The organism is Mycobacterium sp. (genome assembly GCF_008709575.1).
Lineage (GTDB): Bacteria > Actinomycetota > Actinomycetes > Mycobacteriales > Mycobacteriaceae > Mycobacterium.
In genome coordinates, this window is the sequence record NZ_VYIK01000019.1 from 32339 (window position 1) to 44752 (window position 12414).

Annotated in this window: 13 protein-coding genes and 1 pseudogene; 7 read left to right on the plus strand and 7 right to left on the minus strand. The window is 68.3% G+C overall.

Annotated elements, in window-relative coordinates:
* Window positions 1-360: 360 nt before the first annotated feature.
* Window positions 361-939, plus strand: coding sequence for a YbhB/YbcL family Raf kinase inhibitor-like protein (locus F6Q13_RS06270; protein WP_293053982.1), 579 nt, complete (start codon window positions 361-363; stop codon window positions 937-939).
* Here F6Q13_RS06270 and F6Q13_RS06275 read toward each other — a convergent pair.
* The 4 genes from F6Q13_RS06275 to sdhC are packed head-to-tail and all read right to left on the minus strand — an operon-like array spanning window position 929 to window position 4339.
* Complete coding sequence (locus F6Q13_RS06275; protein WP_293053986.1) at window positions 929-1747, minus strand: succinate dehydrogenase iron-sulfur subunit; 819 nt, start codon at window positions 1745-1747, stop codon at window positions 929-931. The two genes, F6Q13_RS06270 and F6Q13_RS06275, sit on opposite strands and share 11 nt — an antisense overlap.
* The gene (sdhA, locus tag F6Q13_RS06280; RefSeq protein WP_293054041.1) at window positions 1747-3501 is read right to left on the minus strand and encodes a succinate dehydrogenase flavoprotein subunit; all 1755 of its coding nucleotides are present in this window, start codon (window positions 3499-3501) and stop codon (window positions 1747-1749) included. Before sdhA ends, F6Q13_RS06275 begins: the two co-directional genes overlap by 1 nt.
* A 2-nt stretch (window positions 3502-3503) precedes the next feature.
* On the minus strand, window positions 3504-3905 hold the full coding sequence (locus tag F6Q13_RS06285; protein WP_293053989.1) for a succinate dehydrogenase hydrophobic membrane anchor subunit: 402 nt from the start codon (window positions 3903-3905) through the stop codon (window positions 3504-3506).
* On the minus strand, window positions 3902-4339 hold the full coding sequence (gene sdhC, locus F6Q13_RS06290; RefSeq protein ID WP_293053992.1) for a succinate dehydrogenase, cytochrome b556 subunit: 438 nt from the start codon (window positions 4337-4339) through the stop codon (window positions 3902-3904). The genes F6Q13_RS06285 and sdhC overlap by 4 nt, the downstream gene beginning before the upstream one ends.
* Before the next feature lie 174 nt (window positions 4340-4513).
* On the opposite strand from sdhC, the gene F6Q13_RS06295 reads away from it, so the two are divergent.
* Genes F6Q13_RS06295 through fetB form a run of 5 tightly spaced genes read left to right on the plus strand, consistent with a single transcriptional unit; the run spans window position 4514 to window position 8807 of the window.
* A complete protein-coding gene (locus tag F6Q13_RS06295; RefSeq protein WP_293053995.1) occupies window positions 4514-4915 on the plus strand; it encodes a cytidine deaminase in 402 nt (133 codons plus the stop codon).
* The gene (locus tag F6Q13_RS06300; protein ID WP_293053998.1) at window positions 4912-6204 is read left to right on the plus strand and encodes a thymidine phosphorylase; all 1293 of its coding nucleotides are present in this window, start codon (window positions 4912-4914) and stop codon (window positions 6202-6204) included. The genes F6Q13_RS06295 and F6Q13_RS06300 overlap by 4 nt, the downstream gene beginning before the upstream one ends.
* The gene (locus tag F6Q13_RS06305) at window positions 6201-7289 is read left to right on the plus strand and encodes an adenosine deaminase (RefSeq protein WP_293054001.1); all 1089 of its coding nucleotides are present in this window, start codon (window positions 6201-6203) and stop codon (window positions 7287-7289) included. Before F6Q13_RS06300 ends, F6Q13_RS06305 begins: the two co-directional genes overlap by 4 nt.
* On the plus strand, window positions 7289-7996 hold the full coding sequence (locus F6Q13_RS06310; protein ID WP_293054004.1) for a phosphate ABC transporter ATP-binding protein: 708 nt from the start codon (window positions 7289-7291) through the stop codon (window positions 7994-7996). The genes F6Q13_RS06305 and F6Q13_RS06310 overlap by 1 nt, the downstream gene beginning before the upstream one ends.
* A 4-nt stretch (window positions 7997-8000) precedes the next feature.
* A complete protein-coding gene (gene fetB / locus F6Q13_RS06315) occupies window positions 8001-8807 on the plus strand; it encodes an iron export ABC transporter permease subunit FetB (RefSeq protein WP_293054007.1) in 807 nt (268 codons plus the stop codon).
* Between the two features lie 4 nt (window positions 8808-8811).
* On the opposite strand, the gene F6Q13_RS06320 is transcribed toward fetB, so the two are convergent.
* Together F6Q13_RS06320 and F6Q13_RS06325 are read right to left on the minus strand one after the other, a co-directional pair.
* Window positions 8812-10089: a primosomal protein gene (locus F6Q13_RS06320; RefSeq protein ID WP_293054011.1), complete on the minus strand. Its 1278-nt coding sequence runs from the start codon at window positions 10087-10089 to the stop codon at window positions 8812-8814.
* A gap of 44 nt (window positions 10090-10133) precedes the next feature.
* On the minus strand, window positions 10134-11030 hold the full coding sequence (locus F6Q13_RS06325) for an alkaline phosphatase family protein (protein WP_293054014.1): 897 nt from the start codon (window positions 11028-11030) through the stop codon (window positions 10134-10136).
* Between the two features lie 169 nt (window positions 11031-11199).
* On the opposite strand from F6Q13_RS06325, the gene upp reads away from it, so the two are divergent.
* On the plus strand, window positions 11200-11823 hold the full coding sequence (gene upp / locus F6Q13_RS06330) for a uracil phosphoribosyltransferase (RefSeq protein ID WP_293054018.1): 624 nt from the start codon (window positions 11200-11202) through the stop codon (window positions 11821-11823).
* 1 nt (window position 11824) lies between these two features.
* On the opposite strand, the pseudogene F6Q13_RS06335 reads toward upp, so the two are convergent.
* Window positions 11825-12414, minus strand: a pseudogene (locus F6Q13_RS06335) (phospho-sugar mutase); the annotation flags it as partial.

Genomic DNA, 12414 nt, shown 5'->3' on the forward strand with positions numbered 1-12414 from the left:
TGATCCAGACTTTGATAGCGATAGCCGGGTTGCCTCGCGGATCCGACCGAATGGACGGTGCGGCATCGAAATCGATGCCGTGCTTGGCCAGGTTGCCGCGCTGCAGAAATCATCCCGTAGTGACCCCAATTTTCCACGGATTTGCGTCGGCCGCCAGCGGACTCACGACAGCGAATGCGGGTAAATCACCGACTTGCCAGCAACGATGAGGTCGGTCTGTCGTTTCGGCCTGAAGTCAGCGGCAAGAGTACGACCGGGGCGTTAGACAAGTGAGATCACCAGCACGGGATGGGTCGCAGCACGTCTGACGCGCTTTACTCCGGGGCAGGCGACGGGTATACAAAGGCCATGAGGCGGCCCATGAGGCGGGCGTTGGCCACTCTGGCGCTGATGTGTCTGGCCGGGTGCGGCGGTGCCCCGGCGAACCCGGACCGCCAACCGGCGTCGGCACCCGGCACGGCGAGCCCATCGCCGTCGCCCGCCGCGCCGGCGAAGTTCAGTGTGACCAGCCCGGCATTTGCCGACAACACGCCGATCCCGGTGGAGTACTCCTGCAAGGGCCGCAACGTGCCGCCGACACTGCGCTGGGCGAACGTCCCGCCCGGCACCGAGTCGCTGGCCCTGGTCGTCGACGACCCCGACGCGGTCAGCGGGCTCTATGTGCACTGGGTGGTCACCGATATCCCTCCGGCAACCACCGAAATCGTCGGCGGTGCGCTGCCGGCGGGCGCGGTCGTCGGGCGCAACTCCGGTGGCCAAACGCAGTACATGGGGCCATGCCCGCCGGCCGGCACCGGGGTGCACCATTACCGCTTCCAGCTGTACGCGCTGCGCGAGCCGCTGAACCTAGCGCCGACGACCCCTGCAGCCCAGGCGGCCCAGACGATCGCGAACGCGGCCGCCGACACGGCCGTCACGGTCGGGCTTTTCAGCGGCTGACCCCCGATCCCCGGGACTCGCGCTCGACTATCAATGCACGCTTGACCTGTTGGATCGCCGTGGTCACCTCGATCCCGCGCGGGCAGGCCTCGGTGCAGTTGAACGTGGTGCGGCAGCGCCACACGCCCTCGGCGTCGTTGAGGATGTCGAGACGCTCGGCGGCGGCCTCGTCGCGGCTGTCGAAGATGAAGCGGTGCGCCGTGACGATGGCCGCCGGGCCGAGGTAGCGGCCGTCGTGCCAGAACACCGGGCAGCTGGTGGTGCACGCCGCGCACAGGATGCATTTGGCGGTGTCCTCGTAGCGGGCGCGCTCGGTTCGACTCTGAATGCGCTCCCGGGCCGGCGGGTTGCCGCTGGTGATCAGGTACGGCTTCACCGCGCGGTGGGCCTGGAAGAACGGCTCCATGTCGACCACCAGGTCCTTCTGCACGGGCAGCCCGCGGATCGGCTCGACGGTGACGGTCGACGGTTTGGCAGGCCTGCTCGCCCTTTTCCGGGTCGACAGCAGATCGCGCATCACCACCGTGCAGGCCAGCCGGTTGCGGCCGTTGATCCGCATGGCGTCAGAACCACAGACTCCCTGCCCGCAGGACCGCCGGAACGTCAACGTGCCGTCGAGATAGCTCTTGACGTAGATCAACAGATCGAGCAGCCGGTCGCTGGGCAGGCACGGCACCCTGAAACTCTGCCAGCCGCCCGAATCGGCGTACTGGTCGGGGTTTTCGGGGTTGAACCGGGCGATTCGCAGCGTCACCAGAATCGCGCCCTCGGGGACCGGCGGCAGCGGCGGATCGGCCGGCGTGGTCATCAGTACGTCCGTTCGGCGGGTGTGTAGCGGGTCTGCACCACGGGTTTGAAGTCCAGCGCGATGTCGCTGAGCAGGTCGGTGCCTTGCTTGTAGGCCATGGTGTGGCGCAGGTAGTTGGTGTCGTCACGGTTCGGGTAGTCCTCACGGGCGTGCCCGCCGCGGGATTCTCTGCGGTTCGAGGCGCTTGCCACGCTGACTTCGGCCAGCTCGAGAAGAAAACCCAGCTCGATCGCTTCCAGTACATCGCTGTTGAAGCGCTGACCCTTGTCGTGGACCGTGATGTGGGAATAGCGCGCTTTTAACGTGTGGATGTCGTCGAGCGCCTGTTTCAAAGTCTCTTCGGTGCGGAAGACCGCCGCATTGTCGTCCATCGTCTGCTGCAACGCGCCGCGGATATCGGCGACGCGCTCAGTGCCGCGCCCGGACACAATGTCGGCTACCCGGCCGACCACCGTCGCCGCCGGATCCGGCGGCATCTCGACGAAGTCATGCGCGAGAGCGTAATCGGTTGCGGCGATTCCGGCGCGACGCCCGAATACGGTGATATCCAACAACGAATTGGTTCCCAGGCGATTTGCGCCGTGCACCGAGACACAGGCGCACTCGCCTGCTGCGTACAACCCGGGCACCGTTGCGGTATTGTCGCGCAACACCTGCCCGGTGACCGTCGTCGGGATTCCGCCCATCACGTAGTGACAGGTCGGGTAGACCGGTACCGGCTCGGTGAGCGGGTCCACCCCCCGGTAGATGCGGGCGAACTCGGTGACGGCGGGCAGCTTGGCCGCGAGCACGTCGGCGCCGAGGTGGCGCATGTCAAGGTAGAGGTAATCCTTGTCGGGTCCGGCGCCGCGACCCGCCAGCACCTCGCGAACCATCGAGCGGGCGACGATGTCGCACGGGGCCAGGTCGACGAGCTTCGGCGCGTAGCGCTGCATGAACCGCTCGCCCGCGCCGTTAAGCAGCCGGCCACCCGCACTGCGCACGGCCTCGGAGATCACGATGCCCAGCCCGGCCAGGCCCGTCGGGTGGAACTGATGAAACTCCATGTCTTCCAACGGAAGCCCTTTACCGAACACGACGGCCATCCCGTCGCCGGTCAGAGTGTGCGCGTTGGAGGTGGTCTGGTACATCCGGCCCGAGCCGCCGGTGGCGACGACGACCGCCTTGGCGCCGAAGACGTGGATGGCGCCGGTGGCCAGCTCGTAGGCGATCACTCCGCTGGTGACCGGACCGTCGGAGGTTTCGGTGAGCACGAGATCGAGAACGTAGAACTCGTCGAAGAACTGCACGTCGTGGCGGATGCAGTTCTGATACAGCGTCGCCAGGATCAGCTGGCCGGTGCGGTCGGCGGCGTAACAGGATCGGTGCACGGGGGCTTTACCGTGGTCGCGGGTGTGCCCGCCGAAGCGGCGCTGGTCGATGCGGCCATCCGGGGTGCGGTCGAACGGCATCCCCATCTTCTCCAGGTCGAGCACCGCGTCGACGGCTTCCCGGCACATGATCTCCACCGCGTCCTGGTCGGCCAGATAATCGCCGCCCCTGACGGTGTCGAAGGCGTGCCACTCCCAGTTGTCGTCCTCGACGGTGGCCAGCGCCGCGGACATGCCGCCCTGGGCGGCACCGGTATGGCTGCGGGTCGGATGCAGCTTGGTCAGCACCGCGGTGCTGACCCGCGGCGCAGCTTCGGCAGCGGCCCGCAGTCCCGCGCCGCCGGCGCCGACGATCACCACGTCGTAGCGGTGCTGGTTGATCAGGGTCATGACGAGATGTTGGGGTTGAAGGTCACCAACACATAAGTCCCCAGCACCAGCGTGACCACCATCGACAGCGCCAGCAGCGTGTTGAGCCAAAAGCGGGTCGAATCCTTGCGGGTGTAGTCGTCGATGATCGTGCGCAGACCGTTGCCGCCGTGCAACTGGGCCAGCCACAGCAACAACAGATCCCAGACCCGCCAAAACGGCGAATGCCACCGCTGCGCCACGTAGTTGAAGTCGATGCGGTAGACCCCGTCGTCCCACATCAAGCCGATGAACAAATGCCCGAGAGCCAAGAACACCAGCACGACCCCGGAACATCGCATGAACAACCAGGCGTACTTCTCGAATTGCCGCCCGGGCCGGCGCCGCGGTGGGCACAGCGCAAGGTCGGGCGCGCTCACCCGAACCACCCGGCCAGGTGGATGGCAAGCACCACGGTCGCCGGAACCGTGACCACCAGCCAGGCGGCGGCGACCGTCGCCAACATCACTCGCTGGTAGCGGGGACCCTGCGCCCAGAAGTCGATCAAGATGACCCGGACGCCATTGAGCGCGTGATAGAGCACCGCGGCCACCAGGCCCAGCTCCATCAGTCCGACGATCGGTGTCTGGTAGATCGCGACGACCTCGTCGTAGGCTTGCGGACTCACCCGGACCAACGCGGTGTCCAGCACGTGGACGAACAGGAAGAAGAAGATCGCCGTACCGGTGATGCGGTGCAGCACCCACGACCACATGCCCGGATCACCGCGATAGACGCTCCGGCGCGGCGGCCGCGAGTGCGACGGCTCCTCCCGCGGGACCGGGGCTGTCGGATCCGCGGATGTCGCCGTCATCGGTGCCTCCCGCGATCATGACGAAACATCTCGTCAGGACTCTAAACCCATTTCTCGCGGGGCATGAAGCGTGACGCAGCCGCCGGCTCCTGCCACAATGACGGCGGCTGGGTGAGTCGACCGACACCGAACGGGGCCTGCGAATACCGTGCACACACATTTGACAGTGCGGCCATGACCGCTGCAATCGACTGGAATCGCCTGCGGAACAAGGCAACCCAAGCGGCGCGGCACGCCTACGCGCCGTATTCGCGGCTGCGCGTCGGCGCGGCGGCGGTGGTCGACGACCACCGCCTGGTCACCGGCTGCAATGTGGAAAATGTCTCCTATGGTCTAAGCCTGTGCGCAGAGTGCGCGGTGGTGTGCGCCCTGCATTCGAGTGGTGGCGGCCGACTGCTGGCGCTGGCCTGTGTCGACGCCGACGGCGTGGTGCTGATGCCCTGCGGGCGCTGCCGGCAGGTGCTGTGGGAGCACGGCGGGCCCGACCTGCTGATCGACCATCCCGACGGGCCGCGCCGGCTCGGCGAGTTGTTGCCCGACGCCTTCGGTGCCGACGACGTGCCCCGACGCCGGTGACTTTCGACGCCCCGACGGTCATCAAGACCAAACGCGATGGCGGCAGGCTCAGCGATGCCGCGATCGACTGGGTGATCGACGCCTACACCCACGGGCACGTCGCCGAGGAGCAGATGTCGGCGCTGCTGATGGCGATCTTTCTGCGTGGGATGGACCCCGGCGAGACGGCGCGCTGGACCGCGGCGATGCTGGGCTCGGGCGAGCGGATGGATTTTCGCGGTCTGCGCCGTGGCGGCAGACCGCTGGTGACCGTGGACAAGCATTCCACCGGCGGGGTCGGCGACAAGATCACCCTGCCGCTGGTGGCGGTGATCGCGGCCTGCGGCGGCGCGGTGCCACAAGCCTCCGGCCGAGGCCTGGGCCACACCGGCGGCACCCTGGACAAGTTGGAGTCGATCGCAGGATTCACCGCCCACCTGTCCACGGATCAAGTGCGCCAACAACTTCGCGATGTCGGCGCGGCGATTTTCGCGGCCGGCCGGCTGGCGCCCGCCGACGCCAAGCTCTACGCTCTGCGTGACATCACCGCCACGGTAGAGTCCCTCCCGTTGATCGCGAGCTCGGTGATGAGCAAAAAGCTCGCCGAGGGAGCCGGGTCACTGGTGCTCGACGTCAAGGTCGGGTCCGGGGCGCTGCTGCACACGGAATCGCAGTGCCGTGAACTGGCGCACACCCTGGTGTGGTTGGGAACGACGCATCGGGTGCCGACGCGGGCGCTGCTGACCGACATGAACCGCCCACTGGGCGCCGCGGTCGGCAACGCGCTGGAGGTCGCCGAGGCGCTGGAGGTGCTGGCCGGCGGCGGACCGCCCGACGTGGTGGAGCTGACATTGGCGCTGGCCACCGAGATGCTGCAGCTCGCCAAGATCGAGGACCGCGATCCGGCGCAGACCCTGCGCGACGGGACCGCCATGGACCGATTCCGGGCGATGGTCGCCGCGCAGGGGGGCGACTTGTCGGTACCGTTGCCCATGGGTACGTGCTCAGAAACCGTGACGGCACCTCGGGGCGGCACAATGGGAGACATCGACGCGATGGCGGTAGGGCTGGCGGTCTGGCGGCTCGGCGCGGGCCGGTCCCGACGGGGCGAGCCGGTGCAGCCCGGCGCCGGGATCCGCATCCACCGCCGGCCCGGGCAGCCGGTGGCGCCCGGCGAGCCGCTGTTCACGCTGTACACCGATACCCCGGAACGCCTGGCCGCGGCGATGGCCGAGCTGGACGGCGGCTGGGCGGTCGGCGCCGCGCCGCCGCCGCGGCGGCCCCTGGTCATCGATCGGATCACCCCGTGACCGCACCGCTGACCCTCGACGTGATCCGGCAGGCGCCCAAGGCGCTGTTGCACGACCACCTCGACGGGGGGCTGCGCCCGGCCACCGTGCTCGACATCGCCGGCCAAGTCGGCTACGACGGCCTGCCCGCCACCGAGGCCGACGAGCTGGCCCGCTGGTTTCACCACGCGTCCTACAGCGGCTCCCTGGAACGCTACCTCGAACCGTTCTCCCACACCGTGGCCGTGATGCAAACCCCCGAGGCGTTGCACCGGGTCGCCTACGAGTGCGTCGAGGATCTGGCGGCGGACTCGGTGGTGTACGCCGAGGTCCGGTTCGCCCCCGAACTGCACATCGAGGCCGGGCTGTCGTTCGACGACGTCGTCGATGCCGTGCTGGCCGGATTCGCCGACGGCGAGAAGGCCGCCGCGGCGGCAGGCCACCCGATCACGGTGCGCTGCCTGGTCACCGCGATGCGGCATGCCGCGCTGTCCCGGGAGATCGCCGAGCTGGCCATCCGGTTCCGGGACAAGGGCGTGGTGGGCTTCGACATCGCCGGCGCGGAGGCCGGTCATCCGCCGACCCGGCACCTGGACGCGTTCGAATATATGCGTGACCACAACGCCCGCTTCACCATTCATGCCGGTGAGGCGTTCGGGCTGCCCTCCATCCACGAGGCGATCGCGTTCTGCGGCGCCGACCGGCTGGGACACGGGGTGCGGATCGTCGACGACATCGCCGTCGAACCAGATGGCCGGATCCGGCTCGGCCGACTCGCAGCTATCCTGCGGGACAAGCGGATTCCGCTGGAACTGTGCCCCAGTTCCAACGTGCAGACCGGTGTGGTCGACAGTATCGCCGAGCATCCGTTCGACCGCCTGGCCCGCGCCCGGTTTCGGGTGACCATCAACACCGACAACCGGCTGATGAGCGACACCTCGATGAGTCAGGAGATGTTCCGGCTGGTGCAAGCATTCGGGTACGGCTGGAGCGATCTGCAGCGATTCACCATCAACGCGATGAAGTCGGCGTTCATTCCGTTCGACGAGCGCTTGGCGATCATCGACGAGGTGATCAAACCGCGCTATGCCGTGCTGGTGGGGTGATGGACGACCGCGGCACCGACTCTGTGTTCGATTTTGCCGACGTCGTGGTGGAGCGTGGCGGAGTGCGTGCGCTGGACGGATTCACCGCGGCCGTTCCGAAGGGTGGGGTGACCGTGCTGTTCGGCCCGTCCGGATCGGGCAAGTCGACGGCGTTGCGGCTGTGCAATCGGCTGGAGGTGCCCACCAGTGGTCGAGTGTCGTTCTGCGGCAATGACATCGCCGGCATCGACCCGCTGTGGCTGCGGCGCCGGGTGGGCATGTGCTTTCAGCGTCCGACTCCGTTTCCCGGCACCGTCGGTGACAACCTGCGCGCCGCCGATCCGGACGCGACCGAGGCGCAGATGACCGAAATGCTGGCACGCGTGGCGCTGACCGGATCCTGGCTGGACCGCGACGCGACCGCACTGTCGGGCGGGGAGGCGCAGCGGATGTGCCTGGCACGCACACTGATGGCCCGCCCGCAGGTGTTGCTGCTGGATGAACCCACGTCCGCCGTCGACGCCGCGGCGGCCCGGGTGATCGAACACGCGGTGCGTGCGCTGGCCGACGGTACCGGCGAGGGCCTCATGGCGGCCCTGTGGGTCACCCACGACGCGGCGCAGGGCGAGCGGATCGCCGACTGGATCCTGCACATCGAACACGGCCGCTGCACCGGGTACGCGCCGGTGCAACCCAAACCGGAAACCGAACCGGAACGGGGGAGGTGACCCGATGAATGTCGGCTGGGTGGGCCTGGCGACGTCGCTGGCGTTGGTGGCGTTCGCTGCGGCGGTCTCGCTGTGGCAGCGGCTGGGACTGGAACGTCAGGTGGTCTGGGCCTCGGCCCGCGCGCTGGTCCAGTTACTGCTGGTGGGCGGCGTTTTGGTGGCGCTGTTGCAGCCGGGCCGCTCGCTGTGGTGGTCGTGGGCGTGGACCGCGGCAATGGTTGCCTATGCCGGGGACGTCGCCCGTCGGCGGGCACCGGAGGTGCCCCGGCTGGCGCCGCTGGCCAGCGCCGCCTTCGCCACCGCAGCGGTCGTCACGCTGGGCGTGGTGTTCGGGCTGCACGTGCTGCCCCTGGTGCCGCGCACCCTGGTCCCGATCGCCGGGATGATGATCGGCAACTCGATGACCGCCACGGTTTTGGTGGCCCGCCGTCTGGTCGACGAGCTGCGTGACAAGCGTGACGAGGTCGAAGCCCGGCTGGCCCTCGGGCAACCGTATCGCCAGGCTGCTGCGCCCTACCTGCGCACCGCCTTGCGCTCGGCGCTGTCGCCGCAGATAGAAACCACCAAGGCCACCGGATTAGTGTTTTTGCCCGGCGCCATGACCGGGCTCATCCTGGCCGGGGTGTCCCCGGTCCAGGCGGTGCTCGTGCAGGCAGTGGTGATGTTTTTGATCTTGGCCTCGGTCGCCATCACCACCGTGGTGGTCGCGCTGGGACTCGTGCGCCGTGTATTCACCCGCGACCACCGGCTGCTGCCGCTGGGTTCCCGCCCGGATGCCGGCCGGGCACGTGTGCGCGCCGCCCGCCGCTGAGCGGCTATTCGCGCCGCAGCCGCGACTCCACGAACCGGTCCAGTCCCTCCCACGCGCGCACCACTTCGGCGTAGGGCGGGCTGGGTTCGGGTACCGAGCCGGGTTCCAGAATGTGGGCCACCATCTGGCCCAGCGGTTGCTCGGTCGCGAGCGCCTTGTCGACGGTGTTGTCCTCGGCGTAGTCGCCGACGTCGCGAAGCAGCTCGACAGCCAGCTCGAGCTGCTCGCGGTCCACCGCGTCGGGCCCGTCGGCGAAGTCGTCGGCGAGGCCGGTCAACACGTAGACGTTGTCCTCGGTGATGTCGATCCGAAGCGAGCCGTCGGTAGCGGCGGTGCGGATGTCGTCGTAGGTGCTCAGGTCCGACAGGTCGTGGTCGTGCTCGTCGGCGAGGTAGCGAGCCAGAGCCCGCTCCGAGGTGAACACGCTGATCCTTCCGTTGCGGCCCAAAAAGATCGGGCGCTCGTCGAAATAGCAGCGCAACGTGCAGAACGTGCCGGCGCCGGTCATGATCCGGATCGGGTCGATTCCGACCTTGTACCAGAAGTCCTCGTCGCCGCCCAGCGCCGCGGAATCGTCGGCGGCACTTGTTTTTTCCTCCGCGCCCGCAGCGGTTGGCCGCTCAGCGTCGCTGGCCTCGGCGGCGAGATCTGCGGGTTCCGCCGCTTCCTCGTTGTCGGTTTCGTCAGGTGCGCTCAACTCGTCGGCGGCCTGCGCGGCGGCTGCGGCGTCGACCTCGGGCGTGCTGACGATCTCCTCGATGGCAGCCAGCACATCGTCCCAGTTGGCGGCGATGATCTCGGCGATCGTGTTCCAGCGCTTGAGACCAGCCTTGCCGGTGAAGTGCCCGACACCGCCGGCCACGGTGCCCAGGGCCGGGTTGCCGTTGAAGAACTTCGCCACGGGCGCCAGCTCGCACACCGATCCGATGGCCGACACGATCGACAGCATGTTCGCCAGGGCGGTGACCGCCTCTTCGGCCGGCTTCTCCGCGACCATCTCTTCGGCCGCTACCAGGTCGAACTGATGTTCCGGCGCGGGCTCCAGCCGGTGGGCGTTGGCCTCGGTCAAATCCTTCCAGCCGGGGTGATCGGTCAGGTCGTGGTCGGAGTTGGTTCGCACGAATGCGACCAGCTCGGCGACGGTTTCGAAGCCGTAGAGATCGTCGCCTTTGCCCAGAAACGCCTCCCATTCGTCGCCGGCGTCGCGCCAGCGGGGCGCCCATAAGGTATAGCGGTCGCCGCTCGTCAGGCTCAGGCGAATCGGGACAAGGTCAGCAGCCATGCGGCACAGAATAACGACGCGCGCCGCAGCGGCGGCCCGGCGGGCTAACCGGCCCAGATGTCGGTGATGGCGGGCGCCCTGGCGGCCAGGCCTAGCTTGGGCAGCCCGTACATCTGCTCGACGGTCGACAACACGTTGTAGTGGCTGATCGGTTCAGGGTAATTTCCGGGCCGGACGCCGGCGCCGTAGAAGATCGTGGGAATCCGGTTGCGTTCGGAGTTGTCGTCCTCGTCCCAGGTCACGATCAGCAGAGAATTATTGGCTTTCGCCCACTGCGCATACGCCGACAGGTTGCGTTGCAGCCACTGATCGCCCTGGGCGATCGACCCGTCGTGCATGTCGTTGTCGACATCGGGGATGACGAACGACACCGTCGGCAGACTGGCATAATCCGCCGGGACCGGAAACGCCGAGAACGGCATCGAGTAGTTGGGCGCGATATTGGTGAAGTTGACCCACGGGGCATGCTTGCGGGCGTATTTGGCAGTGCTGCACACCGGTGAGCCGACGGCCGGCAGGCCCTCGGCGAACCCGACGAAGGTGCGCCCGCTGGCCAGCAGCTGAGCGCCCAGATTCGGGGTGGCGCCGGCGTTGACCGGACAGATGTTCTGGGTGACCCCGAGGGTGCTCCCGGCGAACAACGCCAAATAGTTGGGTTCGCTGGGATGGGTCTCGGCGAAGGATTGGGTCATCGACGCCCCGCCCGAGGCCAGCGAATTGATGTACGGCGCCGCCGGATTACCGATGATATTCGAGTAAGACCGATTTTCTTCGACCACGATCACGACGTGTGCAGGACTCGGCACGCCGGCAGCCCGCAAGCGCGGCGGCGACCAAGAATGCGTCCCAGGCCAAGCCGTCAGGACGGTCAGCACGGCGAGTAAATGCAGTAGTCCGGCCGACCGAGACCCCCTACTATCTCGCCACCCCGGGCGCTGCATGGCGGGAGTATAAGAAGCCGCACCGGCACCACCGGACACCCGTGCCTGCGTGTCGACCTGATTTGTGATGTCGGTCCCCGCGAGCGGGTCGGGTCACAGGTGGCACCACCGCAGCCTTCTTCGCTACCGGAGCCACGGTCGCGCGGCCTGGCCCGTAGGGTCAACTCCTGTGGATGTCCGCGTGATCGACCACCCGCTGGCGGCGGCCCGGCTGACCACACTGCGCGACCGGCGCACCGACAGGCCGGCGTTTCGCGCCGCGTTGCGCGAGCTGACCCTGATGCTGGTGTACGAAGCCACCCGTGATGCGCCACGCGAGACCCGCACCGTGCGCACACCGTTGGCCGAGACGACCGGGACGCGGCTGGCGCGCCCACCGCTGCTGGTGGCGGTGCTGCGGGCCGGGTTGGGCATGGTCGATCAGGCCCATGCGCTGCTGCCGGAGGCGCGGGTGGGCTTCGTCGGGGTCGCCCGCGACGAGAACACGGCGCTGCCCGTGCCGTACCTGGAATTGCTCCCCGACGATGTGCACGGACAGCCGGTGATGGTCCTCGACCCGATGCTGGCCACCGGCGGGTCGATGACGCACACCGTCGGGTTGCTGCATCGCCGCGGCGCCGACGACATCACCGTAGTGTGTGCGGTCGCCGCACCGGAAGGCCTTGCCGCTCTGGCGAAAGCCGCTCCTGACGTGCGGGTGTTCACGGCGGGCGTCGACGACCATCTCAACGACCGTGCCTATATCGTGCCGGGTCTCGGTGACGCCGGAGATCGCCAATTCGGGCCGGGTTGAGTCACCACCGCCGCACCAGCTCCACCAGCATATCGCGCAGCCCGGCGGCCCGTCGGCGGGCGCCGTCGAGGTCGTCGCCGGCTGCGCAGCGCACTTCCAGGTAGCACTTGAGTTTCGGCTCGGTGCCCGACGGCCGGACCACGACCCGCGCCCAGGTGTCCCCGGCGCCGCCGGTGAAGATCAGCGCGTCGGTGCGGTGCTCGCTACTTTGCTGCAGATCGGTTGTCGTAGTGCGGAATCCGGCCAATCGTGTCGGGGGGTCGGCGCGCAGCCGCCGCATCAGCGCGGCCGCCTCGTCGCGGCCGGCCACCGGCCGCGAGACGGCGCCGACGACGTGCACCCCGTGGCGGCGGGCCAGGTCGTCCAGCGCGTCGGGCACCGAACGGCCGCGGTGTTTCAGCGCCGCGACTAGATCGGCCGCCAGCACCGCGGCGCTGATCCCGTCCTTGTCCCGCACCGCGGCCGGGTCCACGCAATGCCCGATCGCCTCTTCGTAGGCGTAGATCAACGTTCGGCCGGGCAGGTTGGCGTCGGCGCGGGCCAGCCATTTGAAACCGGTCAGGGTCTCGACGTGGCGGGCACCGTAGTGTG